Source organism: Shewanella sp. S1-58-MNA-CIBAN-0166 (genome assembly GCF_040310085.1).
Classification (GTDB): Bacteria; Pseudomonadota; Gammaproteobacteria; order Enterobacterales; family Shewanellaceae; genus Shewanella.
On the sequence record NZ_JBEOPN010000001.1, the window covers coordinates 155,552 to 178,627 of the forward strand.

23 protein-coding genes are annotated in these 23,076 nt (G+C 41.5%); 10 read left to right on the top strand and 13 right to left on the bottom strand.

From position 1 onward, the window contains the following. Nucleotides 1-27: 27 nt before the first annotated feature. The 6 genes from AAEY99_RS00700 to AAEY99_RS00725 form a co-directional block, all read right to left on the bottom strand. A complete protein-coding gene (locus AAEY99_RS00700; RefSeq protein WP_182743299.1) occupies nt 28-1,530 on the bottom strand; it encodes a methyl-accepting chemotaxis protein in 1,503 nt (500 codons plus the stop codon). An 8-nt stretch (nt 1,531-1,538) separates the two neighbouring features. After that, nucleotides 1,539-2,093: an SCO family protein gene (locus AAEY99_RS00705; protein ID WP_351008556.1), complete on the bottom strand. Its 555-nt coding sequence runs from the start codon at nt 2,091-2,093 to the stop codon at nt 1,539-1,541. Nucleotides 2,094-2,409: 316 nt separating this feature from the next. Further along, the gene (locus AAEY99_RS00710; RefSeq protein WP_101084948.1) at nt 2,410-3,003 is read right to left on the bottom strand and encodes an FMN-dependent NADH-azoreductase; all 594 of its coding nucleotides are present in this window, start codon (nt 3,001-3,003) and stop codon (nt 2,410-2,412) included. A 153-nt stretch (nt 3,004-3,156) separates the two neighbouring features. Beyond that, nucleotides 3,157-3,651, bottom strand: coding sequence for a thioesterase domain-containing protein (locus tag AAEY99_RS00715; RefSeq protein ID WP_101084947.1), 495 nt, complete (start codon nt 3,649-3,651; stop codon nt 3,157-3,159). Nucleotides 3,652-3,720: 69 nt separating this feature from the next. After that, nucleotides 3,721-4,158, bottom strand: coding sequence for a D-aminoacyl-tRNA deacylase (gene dtd / locus AAEY99_RS00720; RefSeq protein WP_101084946.1), 438 nt, complete (start codon nt 4,156-4,158; stop codon nt 3,721-3,723). A gap of 150 nt (nt 4,159-4,308) precedes the next feature. Continuing rightward, nucleotides 4,309-5,280 carry a virulence factor BrkB family protein gene (locus tag AAEY99_RS00725; RefSeq protein WP_162022114.1) on the bottom strand — a complete coding sequence of 324 codons (972 nt, stop codon included), beginning with the start codon at nt 5,278-5,280 and terminating at the stop codon, nt 4,309-4,311. A gap of 105 nt (nt 5,281-5,385) precedes the next feature. On the opposite strand from AAEY99_RS00725, the gene AAEY99_RS00730 reads away from it, so the two are divergent. After that, the gene (locus AAEY99_RS00730) at nt 5,386-5,610 is read left to right on the top strand and encodes a hypothetical protein (RefSeq protein WP_101084944.1); all 225 of its coding nucleotides are present in this window, start codon (nt 5,386-5,388) and stop codon (nt 5,608-5,610) included. 63 nt (nt 5,611-5,673) lie between these two features. Continuing rightward, nucleotides 5,674-6,321 (top strand): DUF2959 domain-containing protein, encoded by a 648-nt coding sequence (locus AAEY99_RS00735; RefSeq protein ID WP_351008559.1) that lies wholly within the window; start codon nt 5,674-5,676, stop codon nt 6,319-6,321. Between the two features lie 114 nt (nt 6,322-6,435). On the opposite strand, the gene AAEY99_RS00740 is transcribed toward AAEY99_RS00735, so the two are convergent. The 4 genes from AAEY99_RS00740 to glnA form a co-directional block, all read right to left on the bottom strand. Then, entirely contained in the window at nt 6,436-6,906 is a 471-nt protein-coding gene (locus AAEY99_RS00740; RefSeq protein ID WP_101084943.1) for an Lrp/AsnC family transcriptional regulator, read from the bottom strand. Between the two features lie 192 nt (nt 6,907-7,098). Next, nucleotides 7,099-7,647, bottom strand: a complete 549-nt coding sequence (locus AAEY99_RS00745; RefSeq protein ID WP_162022113.1) for a type II secretion system protein — start codon at nt 7,645-7,647, stop codon at nt 7,099-7,101. Nucleotides 7,648-7,691: 44 nt separating this feature from the next. Further along, a complete protein-coding gene (locus AAEY99_RS00750) occupies nt 7,692-8,306 on the bottom strand; it encodes a diguanylate cyclase domain-containing protein (RefSeq protein WP_351008562.1) in 615 nt (204 codons plus the stop codon). Nucleotides 8,307-8,374: 68 nt separating this feature from the next. Further along, complete coding sequence (gene glnA / locus AAEY99_RS00755) at nt 8,375-9,784, bottom strand: glutamate--ammonia ligase (RefSeq protein ID WP_101084941.1); 1,410 nt, start codon at nt 9,782-9,784, stop codon at nt 8,375-8,377. A 480-nt stretch (nt 9,785-10,264) separates the two neighbouring features. Here glnA and typA point away from each other — a divergent pair, with 480 nt between their 5' ends. The 6 genes from typA to AAEY99_RS00785 all read left to right on the top strand — a co-directional run bounded on the left by typA (nt 10,265) and on the right by AAEY99_RS00785 (nt 17,507). Next, nucleotides 10,265-12,076 carry a translational GTPase TypA gene (gene typA / locus AAEY99_RS00760; RefSeq protein WP_101084940.1) on the top strand — a complete coding sequence of 604 codons (1,812 nt, stop codon included), beginning with the start codon at nt 10,265-10,267 and terminating at the stop codon, nt 12,074-12,076. 394 nt (nt 12,077-12,470) lie between these two features. Then, nucleotides 12,471-12,782: a pyrimidine/purine nucleoside phosphorylase gene (gene ppnP / locus AAEY99_RS00765; RefSeq protein ID WP_011635813.1), complete on the top strand. Its 312-nt coding sequence runs from the start codon at nt 12,471-12,473 to the stop codon at nt 12,780-12,782. Nucleotides 12,783-12,912: 130 nt separating this feature from the next. Next, the gene (locus AAEY99_RS00770) at nt 12,913-13,437 is read left to right on the top strand and encodes a DUF4124 domain-containing protein (RefSeq protein ID WP_351008565.1); all 525 of its coding nucleotides are present in this window, start codon (nt 12,913-12,915) and stop codon (nt 13,435-13,437) included. 139 nt (nt 13,438-13,576) lie between these two features. Beyond that, nucleotides 13,577-14,614, top strand: a complete 1,038-nt coding sequence (gene glnL, locus AAEY99_RS00775; RefSeq protein ID WP_101084938.1) for a nitrogen regulation protein NR(II) — start codon at nt 13,577-13,579, stop codon at nt 14,612-14,614. Between the two features lie 36 nt (nt 14,615-14,650). Further along, nucleotides 14,651-16,063, top strand: coding sequence for a nitrogen regulation protein NR(I) (gene glnG / locus AAEY99_RS00780; RefSeq protein ID WP_351008567.1), 1,413 nt, complete (start codon nt 14,651-14,653; stop codon nt 16,061-16,063). A 214-nt stretch (nt 16,064-16,277) separates the two neighbouring features. Continuing rightward, nucleotides 16,278-17,507, top strand: coding sequence for a sensor domain-containing diguanylate cyclase (locus AAEY99_RS00785; RefSeq protein WP_351008570.1), 1,230 nt, complete (start codon nt 16,278-16,280; stop codon nt 17,505-17,507). Between the two features lie 116 nt (nt 17,508-17,623). On the opposite strand, the gene AAEY99_RS00790 is transcribed toward AAEY99_RS00785, so the two are convergent. Next, entirely contained in the window at nt 17,624-18,928 is a 1,305-nt protein-coding gene (locus AAEY99_RS00790) for a GntP family permease (protein ID WP_351008573.1), read from the bottom strand. Between the two features lie 211 nt (nt 18,929-19,139). On the opposite strand from AAEY99_RS00790, the gene AAEY99_RS00795 reads away from it, so the two are divergent. Beyond that, nucleotides 19,140-19,652 (top strand): gluconokinase, encoded by a 513-nt coding sequence (locus AAEY99_RS00795; RefSeq protein ID WP_351008575.1) that lies wholly within the window; start codon nt 19,140-19,142, stop codon nt 19,650-19,652. Nucleotides 19,653-19,726: 74 nt separating this feature from the next. Here AAEY99_RS00795 and fieF read toward each other — a convergent pair whose 3' ends face one another. Further along, entirely contained in the window at nt 19,727-20,596 is an 870-nt protein-coding gene (gene fieF, locus AAEY99_RS00800; RefSeq protein ID WP_101084934.1) for a cation efflux pump FieF, read from the bottom strand. A 201-nt stretch (nt 20,597-20,797) separates the two neighbouring features. Continuing rightward, nucleotides 20,798-21,289, bottom strand: a complete 492-nt coding sequence (locus AAEY99_RS00805; RefSeq protein ID WP_350996663.1) for a Spy/CpxP family protein refolding chaperone — start codon at nt 21,287-21,289, stop codon at nt 20,798-20,800. Between the two features lie 275 nt (nt 21,290-21,564). Between AAEY99_RS00805 and AAEY99_RS00810 the strand changes: the two genes are divergently transcribed. Next, the gene (locus AAEY99_RS00810) at nt 21,565-22,992 is read left to right on the top strand and encodes a thioredoxin family protein (RefSeq protein WP_351008578.1); all 1,428 of its coding nucleotides are present in this window, start codon (nt 21,565-21,567) and stop codon (nt 22,990-22,992) included. The last annotated feature ends 84 nt before the right edge of the window (nt 22,993-23,076 follow it).

Sequence of the window (23,076 nt, forward strand, 5' to 3'; positions counted from 1 at the left end):
GCGAAAGCGATGCTTTCGCCTGTGTTTTTACACCTTGTAAGCCGCAGCTTTGGCTTGATAGTCTTGAGTAATCCGTTTCATTTCTACCGCGCCACCAGCCAGCTTTTGAACTTGCGCCGATAAAAGTACAACGGCTTGGGCGTTATCCAAAATCTCCGCACCTATTTGAGTCAATCTATCTGCTTGTTGTTGTGTACCATTTGCCACATTGTGGCTCAAGGTAGCCACTTGACCTATTTGAGCAGAACGTTGCTCAAGTCCTTGAGCAATGCTACTGGTGTGGACTACATTTTGCGTCGTACGTTGCTTGCCTTGATCCATCGACTCAACGGTTTTTAGCATGCTGACATTTAAACGACTCAGTACTTTTTCAATACCATCGGTAGACTGACTGGTACGCTTTGCTAAAGTGCGAACTTCATCTGCCACCACCGCAAAACCACGGCCACTCTCACCCGCTCTAGCCGCTTCAATCGCCGCATTCAACGCAAGTAAGTTAGTTTGATCTGAAATACTGCGAATGGCCTGCAACTGTGTGGTAATAGCACTAACATCAGTGGTTAAATCAGTCATTGATTCAGTTACTTCAGTCATATTAGTTTCTAGCGCCTGCATGTCTTTCATAATGCTTAATGCATTCTGGCGATCGCCAAGACTTGAGGTTGCCCCCTCTCTTGCTTGATCCGCTGAAATTTGGCTGTCATGAGCCATTTGCTGAAAACTGTCAATAACATGTTGAGTCGATTCGGCAATCAATCGCGCTTGGTTATTTTGCTGTTGTACCGCATGTTGAGCTTGATCGCTCAGGCTCATTAAGTTGTCGGAAGTACTTGCCATTTTCACAGCAATATCGCGATAGTCGTTAAACAATTGCGACAACTCTTCCAGCATCAAATTAAAGGACATTTCTGCCTGAGTATCGGCTGAAGGTAACCGAATCGATAAATCTTTATGCTGTGAAATATGTTGAATTGCACCAGCAATACGTTGATTGGCAACTGAGTCTGCACGCATAAATAATGCAATACGAATTAAAATACCGGTTTCAGTTACGGCAAACAGCGCATGAACGAGCATGATACTCCAGCTACACTCGCCAGCAAAAATCATCACTGGCGTATCAAATAGTTCAACACCTTGTAATTGGATATAAGTCATTAAGACGTGATGTATCGCCACGGTCAACAAAGCGGCCACTAACGGCTGCCAGCGCAGGTAAATAAGAAATATCCCCATGGTAGCAAAGATATGAAAGTGCATTTCAATCATGCCCATTTGGCTTTGAACTAATAGCCCCGATACTGTCATCATAATCACAGCAGCCACAATGCCAAACAACTCAGTACCTTTTAGCAAAACATAACTGAGCTGTGATATTACCAATACTGCTATCGCGGCGGTGATACTAAATGTCAGCATTTTAGCGCCGATAAAACCACTCGCGGCTAGCAGTGGAGCCTGCAGCAACAATAATCGGTATATATATGAATCATTTTTTTTAAGCAGTGTTACTGTTTGATTATCATTCATACATATCCCTAGTGTTGAGTTGAAATAATATGGTTTAGGTCGATGAGCATTTTGGATGTTGAAAGCTGCTTAGCAGTGTAAATACGCGCAATTTTTCCGTAAGGATCCAACAAAAATAGATTGCCTACATGATTTATCGTTGCGAGTTGTCGATTGATATTGTCAGATAAGCGTAACTCAAGTTGATGTAAATCTGACTCGGACAATGACGCACTGACAAAACGTTTAGAGCGTGCATCGATCACCGCTTGGCGCACGGCTAATGTGTCGTTATCAGGATCGATAGTCACAAACATAAATTGAACCTCAGCTTTATTTATCGAAGCATCCTGCTCTATTCGTTGCTCAAGTTGATCTAATTGCTCAATGCGTATTGGACAAATTTCTGAGCACGACAAAAAGCCTAAAAATAAGTAGGTATATGTTCCCGCGGACGCAGGGTACTGGTGAACTTGTTGATTAACGTCTTGCCACCGAAAATGAATCTGTTGGCCGTCATTTCCGGTAATGCCATAAGCCTCTGTCTCTGAAGCCCACTGATTGATCAGCATCAATATAGGCATAAGACTCAAAGCGAGCAAGATTAATACTGACGCGATGACAATTTTTCTGAGTTTCATAAAAAATAAATGACAGTATGACGGCTTTTCAACGATAAACCCGTAGGCTTTTGTTAATGAAACTACATTTTTGAAAAGTAAAATTGGCATCAATCTAGATACTGGTTGTACTAATTATACGCAGTAAATACTTTTTTGGATTAATAAAATAACAACAAAACACAAAATAAAAAAACGCTTAATGAACCTTTAAATGTCAAAGGCTCATTAAGCGTTAAGTATGCGAATTCGTGGCGTTATCTAAACATCTATAAAATGATTAGAGTGCTATTGCATCAATATCAAGCTTAGCTTGGCTAATACCTGCTTCGGCTGCATCTGGGCCCATATTTAATGATTCAGCATAAATGGTTTCGACGTTGTTAATTCCAATGAAGCCCAACACAGTTGTTAAGTAAGGTACAACATGATCTGTAGACCCGCCTTTATGCGCTCCACCACGAGTCGTCACAATAATGGCACGCTTACCTTTGATTAATCCAACGGGTCCGGTATCGGTGTAAGTAAACGTTACACCGGCACGAGCAATAAAATCGATCCAATTTTTTAACGTTGTCGGTATGCCAAAGTTGTACATCGGCGCTGCGATAACAATGGTGTCATGATCGTTAATTTCAGCGACTAATTCATTCGATAGTGCCACTGCAGATAATTGACGTTCGGAAAGGTTATCGCCGCCACGTAAACCAGAAGCTAGCTCACCATCTAACATTGGCAAGGTATTTTTACCTAAATCACGCACTGTAATTTGTGCACCTTTACTGCTCCATTGCTGATTTAAATAATCAACTAATGCTGAAGACTGTGAATAACTGCCTAGAATGCTTGATTTTAAAATTAATACTTTTGCCATTGTTAAGTCTCACCCATATGTTTGTTGGGTCATATGCTATGTGCCTGACCAATGTAGCTAGTATATTGACCTATAAAAAAGAATAATAGCGCAATAATTATGCAATTATATTCGATAAAATCGAAACATATTTACTTGTTCAACGCGAATATGTTAATCAACGCGACCATTTTTTGGCGGTAAAGACACAAATTGGCCGGTAAACGTAGCACACATAATGTCATCACAATATAACGCCACTTCTAAGGTGATTTTGACTCGCCGGCCTCGGTTTAATGGGTTCAAATCAGTATAGGGCCAAATAACTTTGGCATAGGGCTGTTTAGTCACCGGTTTTAAATACCTGACTTTTGCATCAGCTAATACAATATCACCATGGGCTTGTGACAATTGCTGCTGTAACCACACCATTCCCCAGCCTGTTAATGTCATTAAGGTATAAATACTGCCAGCAAACATGGTGTGATGTAAGTTAACGTTGGGCTCTAAAGGTGCAGTGACTTGTAGGCTATCTCCATTAAACAACACTGGTTTAATGCCCATAAATTGACTAACAGGAATCGTACTATGCCAAGTTTCACACAAGGTCTGCAGTAAAGCATTGACCTTGGCATCTGATTGCGCTTCTGTGAATGAAATATCAAACATAACGGCATCCCTCCGATGATGACTGGTTAACCTCTACTGACAATAATAGAATGGTAATAAATTAAGGCCTTATACCTGCAGATTAAAGGTCACTGGGCCATCATTGACCAACTCGACCTGCATATCTGCACCAAATTGTCCTGTCTGTGTCATAACCCCTTGTTGGCGACAATATTCGACAAAAGCCAAATAAAGGCGATCGGCTTGCTCAGGAGTTGCAGCGCTCGAAAAACTGGGTCTTAAGCCTTTGCCGGTATCTGCTGCTAAGGTAAATTGCGACACCACCAATAATTGTCCACCGACTTGAGCCAGATTAAGATTCATTTTTCCGTTTTCATCACTAAACACCCGATAATTAATGACTTTTGTAGCTAACTTAACCATTTTATCAATATTATCTTCGCGCTCTATGCCTAGTAATACTAACAAGCCTTGGTCAATTTTGCCGACTATTGTATTGTCGACCGCCACTGACGCGCGTTTAACTCGTTGAATTAATGCAATCATAACTGCCTTAAACTATGCTATTTGATGATGCTTATTGAAGAAAATAAAACAAGGCCAACTGAGAGACCACAGGTAGCAACATAACTTGCTACTTGTGGCCCATACAGACTAGTTGTTACTGAATACATTGGCGTAGAACACCAATGCCACTTAAGATTTATCAGACGACGAAATGGATTTATCGACCACTATAGGATCGTGCACATTATTGAGATTCTGGCTTTTAGTCTCAGTCTCTGTAAAAATTTCAGCTTTAAGATCATCCGCGATGACCGCTAAACTTTCCAGATACTCTGGCAGTGCGGCAGTAATTTCTGCACCGAGTAATACAATCATCCACGATAAATATACCCATACAAATAAAATCGGCACTACTGCCAGTGCACCATAAATGGCTTCATAACTCGGAAATTGGGTCACATAAAACGCAAAACCCTTTTTGCCTGCTTCAAATAATACCGCTGCTACAATCGCTCCCAATAGAGCATGTAAAAAATGGATTTTCTTGTTAGGCACGACCATATACAACAGTAATATAGATGCCACAGAAAACAGCAATGGTAGACGCTCAACAATCCACGGGACTAATCCAGACAACTCACTGCCTGTTACCACCTCTAATGAAACAACATAAGAGGTGGCCACTAGACTTGCACCAATGAGTACAGGACCTAGAGTTAACACCATCCAGTACATCGAAAATGACACCACGTAAGAGCGCTTTTCGGTAATTCGCCAAATGTTATTCAATGCTTTATCGATAGCTGAAATCAGCATAATGGCAACAAACACTAACGCAACAATACCGACAAAGGTGCCTTTAGATGCATTAGCGACAAACTCGTTGATATGCACTTGCACCGTATCACCCGCTGCAGGTATAAAATTATTATATATAAAGCCTTCAATATTGCCGCGAATACCTTTAAACACCGGAAAGGCCGATAACATCGACATGGTGACAGCCAACATAGGCACCAATGACAACAAGGTCACATAGGCCAAATGACCTGCTCGTATATTAATTTGGTCTTCAGCAAGCCGTTGTTTGAGATGGAGTAGAAACTGCCAAATCCCACTAAAAAAAGCCGCAATAGGGCTGTAATCAAACTTTTTGGGCATAATAATCCTTATTTCATACCATGTTAGTGGAGATAACATTTGTATTAAGTCACTAACTTCGTACAATGTTATAACATATTAGTCATCGAATAATGGAGCAAATTGATGTCACAACAAGGTTCGGCGGGTAATATACTCGCAGCTGTCGCGAGCTTATTTTTCCCAGGCCTAGGTCAGCTTTTACAAGGGCGTATATTAGCGGCTTTGTTATTCTTCTGCATTACTGCTGTTTGCTATTTCTTTTTTGTGTTGGTCATCCCAGCCATTATCGGTGGTTTATTCCATTTATGGAGCATCATCGACGCAGCAAAGTTTAAATCAGGCAGTTAACTCATAAGGTAGTTAACCTCAACGAGGACACTTTTCGCCTCACACAATAAAAGAGACACATTGATGAAAAAATGGATATCACTGGCACTATTAAGTAGCAGTTTACTGTTGAGCGGTTGTCAAAGCGCCTATTACGGTGCAATGGAAAAAGTCGGCTACCACAAACGCGACATTATGGTCGATAGAGTTCAAGAGGCTAAAGAGTCGCAGGAAGAAGCACAAGAGCAATTTAGCTCTGCATTGGAAGAAATGCAGGCGCTTTTGGCATTTGATGGTGGCGATTTAGAAGATGCTTATAATAAAGCGAAAGATGAATATGAGTCAGCTCAATCTGCAGCAGATGAAGTGAGTCATCGTATCGAGAAAGTCGAAGATGTCGCGGATGCATTATTTGACGAATGGCAAACTGAAATCGAAGAAATCAGTAAAGCCAGTTTACGTCGTAACAGCACCAGCAAGCTCAATGAAACCAAGCGTTCATATAAAACGCTAGTGAGAAGCATGCGTCGTGCAGAAGCAAAAATGCCACCCATTCTAACTGCGATGAAAGATAATATGCTGTATTTAAAACATAACCTAAATGCGCAGGCTATTGGTGCAATTAAAGGTGAGTTTGCCAATTTACAGACTGATATCTCTAGCCTGATTAAAGAAATGAACAAATCGATTGCCGAATCGAACAAGTTTATTACCTCAATGGAACAAGGTTAAACCTTACCTAACCTACCAACTTAACGCCCTTAGCGGTAACCTATGCTGTCATAGTCTATGACGGCCTAGGTGCTGCTTTTGGGTATTTATATGTGCCTATTTGCGTATTTGTGCTTATTCGATCGGTGACTGGTCCACTGGCAATGCCGTACGGCTAAATATTTGCTTCAAAACTACTGTAGTTTCAATGCTGGCGACAAACTTGAGGTTGCCGAGCGATTTTTTGATAAATTGCTCATAAGAAACCAAATCTTTGGCGACTATTTTGAGCATATAATCATAAGATCCAGTTACCACGGCGCATTCCATCACTTGAGGTAATTGTGCCATGGTTGACTCAAATAACGCTGTCGATTGATCAGTATGTTCCGTTAAGCGTATCGATGTATAAACCACAACATTAAGACCCACTTTAAAAGGGTCAACTTGGGCACCATAGCCTAAAATCACTTTATCTTGTTCAAGCTTTTTGACTCGTCGTAAACAAGGAGTATCCGACATATTAACCTTATCGGCTAATTCAGAAACAGCCATCCGGCCCTGACGTTGTAAAATTTCTAATAGCTTGAGGTCTTTCTTATCCATTGAACAAATCGCTTTTTAGTGAGTGATTAACGGTATAAATATCATATTCCTGAGTGAAATCCTCTACAAATTTACGTTAATCACAAATATTTCAAGCAAATGGGAGCCACAAAACAATAAATGCCATAAAGTTAACATGGCATTTGTCTAAAGAGGGTAATTTGAGGTGATACTCGCGAATAACAAGAGCACTTAACACTCGTCAATATCGACGACAACTAAAGGTGACTCTCCTGCAACTTGTGGCTGAGAGTATCTAATTTCACATTTATTCGCAGCATAATCCGCATTAGGACGAATACGTAACCCGCTTCGATTATTAACATCGTATGTTGTGATGTTAAATTCACCACCGCTACCGTTGTCGGCAATGTTAATCATCCTGATGATACCTGCTGAGGTATGACGCGGATATCCGTAAGCTAGAGTCACTGATTGGCCTTGTACTGTAATACTATTGCCCAAACCATTACTGGCTCCAGGGGCCGTTTCATCGCAACTGGCGCTTATCACGCAAGCTGAATAGACCAAAGTTTTACCGCTGTTAATTGCTGCTGCAACACCCTGCATACTGCTCGCGTAAGCATTACTTTTTAAATCGATAAATTTCGGAGCAACCACGACAGCAAGAATGCCTAAAATAATAATCACTACCACAAGTTCTATTAAGCTAAACCCTTGCGGCTTACGCCACGAAAAACAACCATGATTAAATGAGCATGTATGTATCAATTTAGACATCCTGCAGCCAAATAAAAAATAACATTAATCTCTATTCTAAAATATTAATCAGCCAGTATCACCTGACTTTTGCCGGCATGTTTAGCCTGATACATCGCAACATCAGCACGATGGATTAAGCTATCTGTATCGCTATCAACACCATTATAAATGGCAGCGCCAATACATGCACTAATGATTAAAGAATGTGAGCCTATTTGAAAAGGTTGTTTGATCAGTTTAAGAACACTGTTGGCAGTGGCCATAACAGCGTCACTGTCGATATCATTCGGTAAAAGTAATACAAACTCGTCACCACCATAACGCGCAAGAATTTCACTCGGAAACAAATGCTTACTTACTTGTTGACCAATTTTGACTAACAAAGCATCGCCAATGCCGTGCCCGTAAGTATCATTAATGACTTTGAATCCATCGAGATCGATAAAAAGGATTGAGAACGGCTGTTTTTTATCCCGTAAACGCTCAGTTGCCTGCCTGTTCGACAACCGATTAGCGAGTCCAATCACCACATCATGATTGGCTAAATGTAACGCTTTAGTTTTGGCAATAACTAAATCTGCAGTGCGATCTCTGACTCGTTGAGATAACTCTTCACGGCTGTTTATCACCTCTTCTGACATTTGCTGAAAACTATCATTCTCACCTCTTTTGAGCAAAAAAAAACCCGATAATCAATTATCGGGTTTTTTATTGGTTTGCTTGTTTAAGCAATTGTATTCAAGAATTACAAGCTGTAGTACATCTCAAACTCAAGTGGGTGAGTAGTACGTGCAACACGTTCTGCTTCAGCCGTTTTAAGTTGGATATAAGACTGGATAAAGTCTTCGCTGAATACGCCGCCTTTAGTCAAGAACTCATGGTCAGCTTGTAAATGTTCAAGTGCGTTTTCTAATGACGTTGCAACCTGTGGAATTTCAGCAGCTTCTTCAGGAGGTAAGTCATATAAATCTTTATCCATTGCTTCACCTGGGTGGATCTTGTTTTGAATACCATCAAGACCAGCCATAAGTAATGCTGAGAAACCTAAGTATGGGTTTGCATGTGGATCAGGGAAACGCGCTTCGATACGACGGCCTTTAGGGCTTGGTACCACTGGAATACGAATTGAAGCACTGCGGTTACGTGCAGAATATGCAAGCATTACAGGCGCTTCAAAATGTGGCACTAAACGCTTGTAAGAGTTAGTGCTTGGGTTAGTGAACGCATTCAATGCACGAGCATGCTTAATAATGCCGCCAATGTAATAAAGCGCTAAATCACTCAAACCAGCATACTTATCACCTGCGAATAAGTTTACGCCGTCTTTAGCTAAAGACTGATGCACGTGCATGCCACTACCGTTGTCACCAACGATTGGTTTTGGCATAAATGTCGCTGTCTTACCATAAGCATGCGCCATGTTATGAACAACGTATTTTAGAATTTGAATTTCATCAGCTTTCTTAGTCAACGTATTGAAACGTGTTGCGATTTCGTTTTGACCTGCAGTTGCTACTTCGTGGTGATGCGCTTCAACTACTTGACCCATTTCTTCAAGTACTAAACACATTGCCGAACGTAAATCTTGTGAAGAATCAACTGGTGCAACTGGAAAATAACCACCTTTCACCATTGGACGGTGACCCGTGTTACCTTCTTCATAGCTCTTAGCTGAGTTCCATGATGCTTCTTTTGCGTCAATCTTAACAAAACAACCTGACATGTCGGTACCAAAACGGACATCGTCAAATAAGAAGAACTCTGGCTCTGGACCAATCAATACTGTGTCAGCAATACCAGTAGAAATTAGGTAAGCTTCAGCTTTTTTAGCAATTGAACGTGGGTCACGATCATAACCTGTCATAGTACCAGGTTCTAAAATATCACAACGAATAAGCGCTGTTGTTTCTTCTGTGAAAGGGTCTAATACGAAAGTGGTTGGATCTGGCATTAGCACCATGTCAGATTCATTAATGCCTTTCCAACCTGTAATTGAAGAGCCATCAAACATTTTACCGTCTTCAAAGAAATCTTCATTTACTTGATGAGAAGGAATAGAAACGTGCTGCTCTTTACCTTTAGTGTCGGTAAAGCGTAAGTCTACAAACTTAACTTCTAACTCTACAAGTTGTTTTAAAACTGATTCAACTGACATTCTCAAGCCTCCGGTAGGGTAAAGGGTTGTCCCTTAAATAATCTTGCTATTCGCCAGATGATGCACCTGGAAAACGAATCTTTTCATAATTATCAGCAATAAAGCGATATTCATGCCAGATCGCTAACTAATTGATTTTATGAAGATGAGAAAGTTTCCAAATCTTCTAAATCATAACCTTGCACCAACCTCGTGCATCACTATGTTTCATCATGGTGCAAAAGTCCATAATGGTGCGTCATGTTAATGTTGCTGTTTTAGCCAATGTCACAGTTTTGTCTTACACCATGGTTATGCTTCATATATATACGTTTTATGCTGTTTATTAATCCATAGCAAGCGATAGATTTACAAGTGTTCAAAAATAATCCTATCTACAAAAGCTGCTGTGAAGTAGAATGGCACGCTTTTTTACAGTAGCTATAATCTATAACTACTGTTAGATCCTTTTTTTTTATTTGCTGGTTTAGAGGTTTATCCGTGCTAGAGAATTTACGTAACATCGCCATTATTGCCCACGTTGACCATGGCAAAACAACCTTGGTTGACAAAATGTTGGCGCAGTCAGGAACCCTTGCATCTCGTGGAGAAGCTACTGAGCGGGTTATGGATTCTAACGATCTTGAAAAAGAACGTGGGATCACCATTCTGGCAAAGAACACTGCCATCCAGTGGAACGACTACCGTATTAATATCGTAGATACTCCTGGCCACGCCGATTTCGGTGGTGAAGTTGAACGCGTTCTATCTATGGTTGACTCAGTATTATTGTTGGTTGATGCAGTTGATGGCCCAATGCCACAAACTCGCTTTGTAACCAAGAAAGCATTCGCTCAAGGCCTTAAGCCAATTGTTGTTATCAACAAAATTGACCGTCCAAGTGCTCGTCCAGATTGGGTTATTGACCAAGTATTCGATTTATTCGTTAACTTAGGTGCCACTGACGAACAACTAGATTTCCCAATCGTTTATGCTTCGGCATTAAATGGTTTTGCAACGTTAGATCCAGATGTAGCAAGCGATGATATGACGCCGCTATTCCAAACTATCGTTGAGAAAGTAGCTTTCCCAGATGCTGATGCAGAAGCTCCATTCCAAATGCAAATTTCTCAAATCGATTATAACTCATACGTGGGTGTTATCGGTATTGGCCGTATTACCCGTGGTAGCGTTAAGACTAACCAACAAGTGACCATTATTGGCGCTGACGGTAAGACACGTAACGGTAAAATGGGCCAGGTATTAGGTTACATGGGTCTTGACCGTACTGAAGTGCCAATTGCAAATGCTGGTGACATCGTTGCTATTACAGGTTTAGGCGAGCTTAAAATCTCTGATACTATCTGTGCAGTGAATGCAGTAGAAGCAATGCCACCGTTAACTGTTGATGAACCAACACTAACGATGACATTCCAAGTAAACACTTCTCCGTTCGCGGGTAAAGAAGGTAAGTATGTTACTTCACGTAACATTCTTGAACGTTTACAGACTGAATTAGTTCACAACGTAGCACTTCGCGTTGAAGAAACAGAAAGTCCAGACCGTTTCCGCGTTTCAGGTCGTGGTGAATTACACTTATCGATTTTAATTGAAAACATGCGTCGTGAAGGTTATGAATTAGCCGTATCTCGTCCAGAAGTTATTCTAAAAACAATCGATGGTGAGCTACATGAACCATACGAAACTGTAACAGTTGACGTTGAAGAAGATCATCAAGGTACCGTAATTGAAAAATTAGGTGTTCGTAAAGGCGAAATGAAAGACATGCAGCTTGATGGTAAAGGTCGTGTACGTATCGACTTCGTTATCCCAAGCCGTGGCTTAATTGGTTTCCAAACCGAATTCTTAACAGCAACATCTGGTACTGGTCTAATTTATCATTCATTTGATCACTACGGTCCACACAAAGGTGGCGATATTGGTCAACGCGCTAACGGCGTATTGATTTCAAACGCAACAGGTAAAGCACTAACATTCGCTCTATTTGCTTTGCAAGACCGTGGTCGTATGTTTATTGGTCACGCTGCTGAAGTGTATGAAGGTCAAGTAGTGGGTATTCATGCTCGCTCTAACGATTTGACAGTAAACTGTTTGAAAGGTAAGCAGCTAACTAACATGCGCGCATCAGGTACTGATGAAGCACAAGTATTGACTACGCCTATCACATTGACTCTTGAGCAAGCTCTTGAATTCATCGATGATGATGAATTAGTTGAAGTAACTCCTAAGAACATCCGTGTTCGTAAGAGATTCTTAACTGAGAATGAGCGTAAGCGTAATAACCGCAGTTAATTACCATCAATGAGTGGCAACGTCTGCCACTCATTGAGACCTAAAAAGCCCAGATGCATGCATCTGGGCTTTTTGTTGTCTAGTCTATACAGGCTAAAAGCGAAAGGCCTAGGACGCTGCGCTGCTAGTACGCTCCGCGGCTAGAGGCTATAAAGTCAACTGCTTAGCAGCGAAGCTTTCTCTATCCCTGAGATGACAAGCGCTGACGAGCGATGACAAGCCAAGAGCCTAGGTGCTAGACTGCACGCAGCGTTCGCTTGTTATCGCTTGTTATCGTTTCTGAAGCTGTCTCTAGCAGCGAAGCGACTCTCGTGATACAACATGAAAACATTTAACTAGATATTTTACGTAAACGCAGATAGATTCAAACCAAGATCATTTTTAGGGAAAATATATGAGTATGTTGCAACAGGTAAGCGTCGCTAAAAAAGCCAATGTGTATTTTAACGGTAAAGTGATAAGCAGAAGCGTAGTATTAGCTGATGGTAGTAAACAAACTTTTGGTGTGGTATTGCCTGGTGAATATGAGTTTTCAACGGCTCAAGGTGAAATAATGCAGGTTATTTCTGGCAAATTTGACGTGTTATTACCGGGTAAAACTGAGTGGGTTGCATATGCTGAAGCAAGCCAGTTTGAGCTTGCACCAAATGTGAGCTTCAGTATCCGAACAGATCAAATTTCAGAATACTGCTGCCAATACATCTAGTGTTGTTGCACCTAAATAAACAATAGCGGTTTAATATTGCCGCTTCGATTCAGCTTAACTAAACAGTTTAAGCTGATTTTTTTTATAAAAACGTCTACTCTATTAAAACTGTCGTTTTATGGAGTACATCATGCGCCTTATCATACTTATTAGTTTGCTATTATTGAGCGCCCAAAGTGTTGCTACCGTATACCGTTGGGTAGATGAAAATGGCAAAGTTCATTACTCAGATGAACAAAAAAATAATGCCGAAGCTGTTGAATTAAATGAAAACACCCAAAACAACATGACGATTGACACCCCAACAAAAATCAATGTCATCCCAACAACAGAAGCATCAATTAACTACACGATTTCGATTACCTCTCCCCAAGAAGAAGCTACTGTGCGTGACAATAACGGCGCATTTAGCGTGTCGGTGAGCGTCAATCCTCAACTACCTCGTGGTGTACTGATGACATTAGCAGTCGATGGCATTATCACTGGTCCTGCTCAAGTATCGAATACATTCCAATTAACCGGCATTAATAGAGGTCAACACTCGTTGGTTGTTAACGCTGTAACACAAAGCGGCAAAGTCCTTGCATCAAGCTCTCCTAGAAAGATATTCCTTCACCAAGCATCTGTATTTGGACCTGCAAAAAAGTCTAAATGATTAAGATAAAAATCAGTTCATTCATTAGCTTATGAAATTTTTCGTGACTATTTATCTTACAAAGTGCTTGTGTGTTCCGGGTTGTGATATGCACCAAAGTGGTGCATTATAATGGTGCAACCCTATACTAGGACGGCTAATGGACACAAATAACCTTCTCAATCACTTAGTCACCGCAGTGCTTGTTATTAATAACGAGCTCAAGCCGAGCTATGCTAATGCCGCGGCCGCACAATTATTGGGAGTAGGTAACCATAAGCTACTCGAGCAAACGCTTCCTGAGCTTTATCAACTGATGGGGGTTGAGCCACAATTACTACGCGATGCCATTAATGCCGGCCAAGGACTCACGGTCAATACCGCCGCATTAATTACCCTAGACGGCCAACATCACACCATTGATATCACCTTGATGCCAATTGAAAATGACAATAACCTCAGCATTTTAGAATTACGTCAAGTAGACCAACAACGTCGCATTCATCAGCAGCTTAATATGGACGCCCAACAACAAGCTGCACAGTTTTTGGTACGTAACTTAGCCCATGAAATTAAAAACCCACTGGGCGGCCTTAGAGGCGCTGCGCAGTTGTTATCGCGAGAGCTCGACTCGCCCGAATTAAAAGAATTTACCAGTCTGATTATCGAACAAGCAGATAGATTACGTAATTTAGTCGACCGTTTACTTGGCCCACAACGACCAACGCAACATGCTGAACACAATATCCATCAAGTGATTCAAAAAGTGCTTAAGTTAGTCGAAATGGCACTGCCAGACAATATCTGCTTAAAACGAGATTATGATCCATCGATTCCAGATATTCAGATGGATCCAGATCAAATGCAGCAAGCCGTATTGAATATTGTGCAAAATGCGATACAAGCGTTAGAACATTGTGGTGGCGACATTGTCATTCGCACTCGCACTCAACATCAAGTCACCATTGGAACACAGCGCTATAAAGTGGTACTCGCCTTATCCATTATTGATAACGGCCCCGGTATTCCTGCTGAGTTAATGGATACCCTCTTCTACCCTATGGTCACCGGACGTGACGAGGGTTCAGGGTTAGGATTATCCATTGCGCATAACATTGCCCGATTACACGGCGGTCGCATTGATTGTGTTTCGGCACCAGGGCATACCGAATTTATTATTAACCTGCCATTACAATAACTAGCATGCCCTTTGTAGGCAGAATGAGGTAGTAACATGAACATTAGTGAACAAGTTTGGATCCTCGATGATGATAGTTCGATCCGTTGGGTACTCGAAAAAGCCCTTAAAGGCGCATCACTGTCAACGGCTAGCTTTGCTGCTGCAGAATCCTTGTGGCAAGCTTTAGAAGCATCACAACCTCAAGTCATCGTTTCAGACATCCGCATGCCAGGTACTGATGGCTTAACCTTGCTTGATCGCTTACAACTGCATTATCCGCATATTCCAGTGATCATCATGACCGCCCACTCAGACTTAGACAGTGCCGTGAGCGCATATCAAGCAGGTGCATTTGAATACCTACCAAAACCATTTGATATTGATGAAGCCATTAATTTAGTTGAACGCGCACTCACACATGCAACAGAGCAAGCACCACAACCCGTTATTGATACCACCATAAAAACCCCTGAAATTATTGGTGAAGCCCCGGCAATGCAAGAAGTGTTTCGTGCCATAGGCCGATTATCTCGCTCATCTATCAGTGTGCTCATCAATGGCCAATCTGGTACTGGTAAAGAATTAGTCGCTGGTGCATTGCACAAACACAGCCCGCGTAAGGACAAACCCTTTATTGCATTAAATATGGCTGCCATCCCAAAAGATTTGATTGAATCTGAACTCTTTGGCCATGAAAAAGGCGCCTTTACTGGTGCCGCCAACGTGCGCCAAGGTCGTTTTGAACAAGCCAATGGTGGCACGCTATTTTTAGATGAAATCGGTGACATGCCAATCGATGTGCAAACGCGATTATTACGAGTCCTTGCCGACGGCCAGTTCTATCGTGTCGGCGGTCATCAAGCAGTGCAAGTTGATGTACGTATTATTGCTGCGACGCATCAAAATCTTGAGGTGCAGGTGCAAAAAGGCACCTTCCGCGAAGATTTGTTTCATCGCCTCAATGTGATCAGAGTACACTTACCGCCGTTATCGCAGCGCCGTGAAGACATTGCCCAACTCGCCAATCACTTTTTAAGCACCGCAGCGAAAGAGATTGGCGTTGAACCCAAAATACTCACTAAAGAAACCGCGGTAAAATTGGCTAACCTTCCTTGGCCGGGTAATGTTCGTCAACTTGAGAATACTTGTCGTTGGTTAACCGTAATGGCGTCCGGACAAGAAATTTTACCGCAAGATTTACCACCAGAATTGCTTAAAGACCCAGTAGCAATCCAGCAGAAACAAGCTGGAGCAAATGACTGGCAAACCGCATTAACTGATTGGATTGATGAAAAGCTGGCTGCAGGTGAAAGTGATTTACTCACTGAAGTGCAACCTGAATTTGAACGTATTTTACTTGAAACAGCACTAAGACATACTCAAGGCCATAAACAAGAAGCCGCTAAACGTCTAGGTTGGGGTCGTAATACCCTAACGCGTAAATTAAAAGAACTGTCCATGGACTAAAAACGAAACGACGCAGGGGAGCCATAATGATGTAATAACATTATGGCAATGACACTTTTATGAAAATGCTATGATCTTAACAACGGTAAGTGCGAAGATGATCTCATATTGCCCAGTTTACACATCACATCAGGGTACAAATAACCAAAAGCGCTAGAATATTTATCGAGTAAAAATGCTACATTAAAATATAACATTCAAACAAGGAACGATTTTGGATTTTGATGCTCATTATGGTGTAGTTATTCATCAAGATTTTATACCACTTTATGCCGATGATAATTATGCAAAAATCTTCGGTTATAATACAGCTCAAGATATTTTAGCGCTAAAGAGTGTTCTAGAGTTAATCGATCCCGAACTACAGGATGTAGCCACACACACTTACTACGCATTAATGAGTGGTATAGAAAAACCTCAGGTACGCAGCTACATTAACCGTAACCGTTTAGGTTTGAAACTCAATATATTAGCTATTGAACACATAGTTGAATGGCAAGGACGATCAGCCCTACAAATCACGATTGTGGATTTAACTGAATCTACAACACTTAAACAAGCTTTAGTACAAAGTGAAAGTCGCTATCAGCAATTAGTCAATGGATCTGTACAAGGCGTATTAGTACATCGCAACTTTAGCCCGCTGTATTGCAATCAGACATTAGCACAACTATTCGGTTACCCTAATACCCAAAGTATTATGTCACTCGCCTCAATTTTGGATGTGATTGAACCAAGCTATCAAGAACAGCGCCTAGACGCTAACGCTGCGTTACTCGCGAATAAAGTTAAACCTCATCCTGTTGAAATCAAATGCCTACACCTTAGCGGTCGTATCATATGGGTGAAATTAATTGAGACGGTAATCAGTTGGGAGCAGCAACCCGCTATTCAAGTTACCATGATCGATGTCACCGAATCTTATTTATTAAAAGACAAACTCGATAAACAAATCTATGTTGATTACCTCACAAAAGCCCTTAATCGACGAGGGTTAATCCATTTTAGTCAGCAATTAATGACCCATAGCACCCTTGTGCATGAACACCTTTATTGTGTCTTAATGGGTATAGATGACTTAAAGCAAATTAACCATTTGTTTGGCCATGATATGGGTGATAAAGCGTTAATTCACTTTGCTCAGCATTGCCAAAGTAAGCTTGCTGAAACTGACTTAATCGCCCGTTGGAGCGGTGATGAATTTATTGCCATCATTCAAGCTAGCAGCAAAAATATGGCACTAAAAATAGCCGAGAGTATTCGTCATAGTATCGAACATACGGAGCTAATCGAACCAGAAAGCGGTAAGCACATTCGCTTTAGTGCCTGTGTCGGGTTATCTAACTGGCAAGCTGACGACACTATCGACCGCCTTATTTTGCGTGCAGATTCAGCGTTAGAACAAGCCCGATCACAAATCACTAGCCAGCTAGTGTTTGCATAACCTAGAATCATAAATACACTAAATTAAGCCAATATTCTGGCTAACAAAAGCCGCTATTGCGGCTTTGTTAGTATTAAAACGTCAATTCGTCACTGTTAATGATAACCGATTGATATTTAGAACAGTATGCTCAAGATACCAACAATGATAAAAGCTATGGTGCCGAGTAAAGTTTCCATCACTGTCCATGTTTTTAACGTGGTTTTCTCGTCCATTTCCATCAAACGCCCTACCAGCCAAAAACCGGAATCATTAAAGTGCGATAACACCGTTGAACCACCAGCAATGGCAATCACAATAAAACATAAATCAGCAGCGCTTAATCCAGCCGTTGCCGCAACCATGGGCGCAATTAATGCAGCTGTAGTGGTTAATGCCACAGTTGCAGAACCTTGCGCCACCCGCAAACAGGTGGCAATAACAAATGCGGCCACAATTAACGGCATACCGGTATCGGATAATGCATCCGCTAACGCTTGTCCTATACCACTGGCACGTAACACACCACCAAACATGCCACCAGCACCCGTGACTAATATCACCGCACAAATTGGCCCTAATGAATCGCCACACAGTTTTTCAAGCGGTTGCATGCCGTAGTCTTTAGCAAAGACCACCAAACACACTAATAAGGTAATCAGCAATGCGATGGGCGTCTTACCCAGCATTCGCAGTAATTGAACTAATGGCAACTTACCATCAATAACTCCTGCTACCGCTAAGGTATTTAACCCCGTATCCATAAAAATGAGTATCACAGGTAACACCAGAATCGACATCACTGTAGCAAACTTGGGGATCTTGTCGACATCGATAATAGGTGCGGTGCTGAAGAAAACTTTCGATACGGGAATATCAAATTTTTTGCCTGCATATAAACCAAATAAGTAAGCGCCGATATACCATGTAGGGATTGCCACCATCATGCCAACAAATAGCAATAAACCAATGTTGGCGCCAAGTAAGTCTGCAGCCGCTACCGGTCCAGGGTGTGGCGGTACAAAAGCATGCATCACCGCAAATGCACCCGCAGACGGTAAAGCATACTTAAGTGGTGAGTCGCCAAAGCGTTTAGCCACGCTAAAAATAATAGGCATCATTACCATTAAGCCAGCATCAAAAAATATTGGAAAACCAAACAACAGCGAAGCGATACCTAACGCTAGCGGCGCTTTATCTTCACTAAAGCGGCTAATCAAGGTATCGGCAAGCACTTTAGCACCGCCAGTGACCTCTAAAATCTTACCTATCATAGCGCCAAGGCCGACTAATAAGGCAACTGAAGCCAAGGTGCCACCAAAACCCGCCATCATAGTCGGCACTACTTGATCACTGCTAATGCCACTTGCCAGTGCAGTGGCCACGCAGACTAATGTTAACGATACAAAAGCATGCAATTTCATTTTAATAATCAAGATCAATCACGCGATAATGGCGAGTGCAGCTATCATCAACAAGTAGGTCGGGTCTGCGATTTGTACCATTGTGTCCATACTATATTCCAAAGTGATTAATGAGAGTGCTCATTCGAATTCACAAACCTTAATGAGATCAGTAAACTCAAGTTATAAACTGAGTTACGAAAAAATAAGCCTTTAATTATATAAGCTTATATTAAGGAATGGTAAGAGAATGACAGGAAAATGCATTATTGTAATGGGTGTGTGCGCATGTGGTAAAAGCAGCGTAGGTGAACTGTTAGCAAAAATTATGAATGCCACTTTTGTAGACGGTGACGATCTTCACCCCCAGGCCAACATAGATAAAATGGCCCGAGGAGAACCTCTAAATGATGCTGATAGAGCACCTTGGTTATCGCGTATTGGTGATCTAGCTTTAGAATTTAACAACCAAAATAAAACCGTGATTATTGGTTGTTCTGCACTAAAAAAATCCTATCGGGATCTAATTCGGCAAGGTAATCAACAGGTCGGTTTTTTATATTTGCAGGGTAGCTATGAATTGATTTTGGCACGCATAATGGCCAGAAAAGGTCACTTTATGAAACAAAACATGGTCGACAGCCAGTTTGCCACATTAGAAGAACCCACTAATGAGCCATTAGTGGTGACTGTCGATATTAACGCCAGTATTACAGACATAGTAAAGCAGGCTTTGGCGCAATTTAACGCTCTGGGATTTTAATCTCTATATCTAACCTGTGTCAGCTTAATCGCACGTATTGCTGAGCTGGCATTTGTCATCCCCATTCATCTCTATCACACCGGGTCTTGGTGAATAATCACTTCAGCATCATCAAACGCCGCTTTAATCGTCATACCCGCTTTATCTGCTATTTCATGAGCATCATGCAAAGACAAGTTACCGGCTAATTCCATGTGCAATTGAATAAATGTGGTTTTACCTGCTTGGCGAGTACGTAAATCGTGAATACCTTGAACCCGAGGGTCTTGTTTGGCCAAGGCTTTAATCTTGTCACGAGTCTCGTTGTCTAACTCACGGTCAAGTAAGCTCTGAATTGAACGATAACCTAAACCGAGTGCTTGATTACCAATAAACAATGCAATAAACACCGCAAACAAACCATCGGCCCACCACCAGCCATATTGCGCTAATATTAGCGCAAACAACACCGCTGCATTCAATAACAAGTCAGACTTATAATGCAATGAATCGGCTTCAACCAAAGAGCTATTGGTTTTTTTCAACGCATGTCGTTGCAGTAAAACGAGTGCAAATGTCAGCACAATGGCAATAATCGACACCACGATGCCGCTCATCGCATTGGTGACTGCCACTGGATGAATAAGCTTTTCGCCGCCATACAATAATAATAACGACGCCGAACCTAAAATAAAGGCCGCTTGGGCTAACGTTGCTAATGGTTCAGCTTTGCCATGGCCATAACGATGATCTTTATCCGCGGGAACAATGGCATACCGAATAGCAATAAAGTTAACAATCGAAGCAAGTGCATCTGCAAATGAATCCGTTAATGAGCCCAACATACTGGCCGAGCCAGAGTACAACCAAGCGATTAACTTAATCACAATAAGACACAGCGCAGTAGCTACCGACGCGCGGCTAGCTAATTTGACCCAAAAGTCATATTCAGAAGAGGTACTCATATAAGAATTGTCGGCTCATTTAACTGATGATTTATCTGCTATTACTATAGCAAGTTCATTGCTCGATTAGGATAAAGTTTACTAAAGTCGTTGCTGGTCTTATGCAAAGTGTGACCATTAGCAAACTTGCATGAATAAAAAAGCCATTACCCCAAGGTAATGGCTTTTATCTATTTAACCTGATGTTGTATCAGTTAATCATTAACGGCGCGGTTTGTGGCCTTTACCTAGCTTAAATTTATCTTGAAACGTTTGTTGCTGTTCAGGCGTTAATAATTGATAAATTTCGTTTTGCATTTTCAAATGCGTCAGCATCTTTTGTAAATGCTTTTGTTGCTGTGCTTCAGCCATTTCAGTTGCTTTTGCTTCGTCAAAACCAGCGGTAGTGATTAACGCTAACATTTCTGTACGGTGCTCAGCGCGCTGCTCTTTAGTTGGGCGCTCAGGACGGTTAGCTTTGTACTTATCGAAGATGGCTTTTACTTGAACTTTTTGGGCATCAGTTAAGTCCAGTTTACGAAGCATTTTATGCATGCCACCTTTGTGACCATGATGTCGGTCACCTTTAGCGGCAACATTTTCAGTTTTTACAGTGTTATCAGCTGCATCAACTGCATATAACTGGCCAGCTAATAAAGCCGAACTTGCCACTAAGGCAACTAAACTCGTTTTGATGATTGATGATGTTTTCATTGTTAAGTACCTCGGTATGAATGGGATTTATTTTCTGCCTTAGCAGATTTGATACTCAGTTTACCGAATGCAATGTCAATGAGGGTTAAGACTGAGTAAACCTATGTAAAGAACGTTTTCATAGCACTTTAGCGCCAGTAATTCATGATCAAGTTGGCATATTGAATGATAAAAATCGCAGTAATGCGAGCCAGTTAACGTAATTCAGACTTGATCCTTACAGTATTCATATTAGGGCATAAAATCTAACTATTAGCGCTTTAATGGAATACATTATGAACCGATTGATTGGCCAATTACTGTTACTTCTTTGTGTACTGATATTGGCACCCAGCTCAATAGCCAGTACCGCGGCCTCAACAGACGACTCACTTTGGTATACTCAGCAAAACCAGCAGCCTGTGGTTAAACTGCATTTCTTTTGGTCTAAAACCTGTCCTCATTGTCGTGAAGCGCATCCTTTTATTGATGCTTTAGGCGAACGTTTTGACTGGATAGAATTACATGACTACGCCATTAGCGAACCCGGCAATGTCGATAAACTCATGGAAATGGGCCAACACACTGGTGTTGAACCTAAATCGGTGCCCTACTTTGCCATTTGTGGCGAGGCCGTTGTTGGCTATAACAGCCACGATGTCACAGGGCGTTACATCCTAGAGCGCTTAGTTAACTGCTATCAACGCCAAGGTGGTAAAGCTGACATTGGTAATAAGCTCGATGATTTCTTAGGCGCTACGCCAGTGGTAAGCCCACCACTATTTGAAACCTGTAGTGACACAAGTGACGACCCAGAAGCCGAAGGTTCGTGTGGCATGTCATTTGACCAAGCCAGTGACATTACCCCTATACCAACTGTTCAGCCTGTCGACATTCCACTCATTGGTGCAGTGCACCCTGAAGAAATGTCATTGCCAGTGCTCACCTTAGTACTCGCTGGTGTCGATGCTTTTAATCCTTGCGCATTTTTCGTGTTGCTGTTTTTACTGAGCATCATGGTTAATGCAGGCAGCCGCAAACGTATGTTATTGGTAGGCGGTATTTTTGTATTCTTCTCAGGCTTTATCTACTTTATATTTATGAGCGCCTGGCTTAACTTATTCCAACTACTTGGCGGCGGTGATGGCGGTATCATTATCACTTGTGCGGGGGTATTGGCATTGATTGCGGCCATAGTGAATATAAAAGATTACTTTTACGGCCGCGGCGACGTTAGCCTTTCAATGTCAGTTGAAAATCGTGGCTCGCTTATTAAACGGATGGGCAAATTATCTAAAGCCAGCTCGTTACCAACAATGATTTTAGGCTCAACGATTCTGGCTATTTTAGCTAACACTTATGAACTGCTTTGCACCGCAGGTTTTCCAATGATTTACACCTCAGTGTTGTCGTTATCAGATCTCGATACCATGCAGCGTTACTTATACCTCATCGCTTATAATGTGGTTTACGTTATTCCACTTGCCGCTATTGTGATTGTATTCTCAATGACCTTAGGTAAACGCAAACTGACCGAAAAAGAAGGCGAAGTACTTAAACTGATGTCAGGTATTATGATGTTAGGTTTAGGCAGCATGTTAGTGTTTAACCCTAACTCACTGCAAAATGCAGTCTTTTCTGTAGGTCTGATTTTGGGGTCTATTGTACTGACCTTTATTATTGCCAGAATTAAACGCTACATAGTGCAAAATAAAGCAGGATAAATGTAAAACTGTGCAATGTTGATATGATTTAATCTTGGCATAAGATAAGCTTAATTGATCGAAAAATCTGTATGTTAGCTTCAA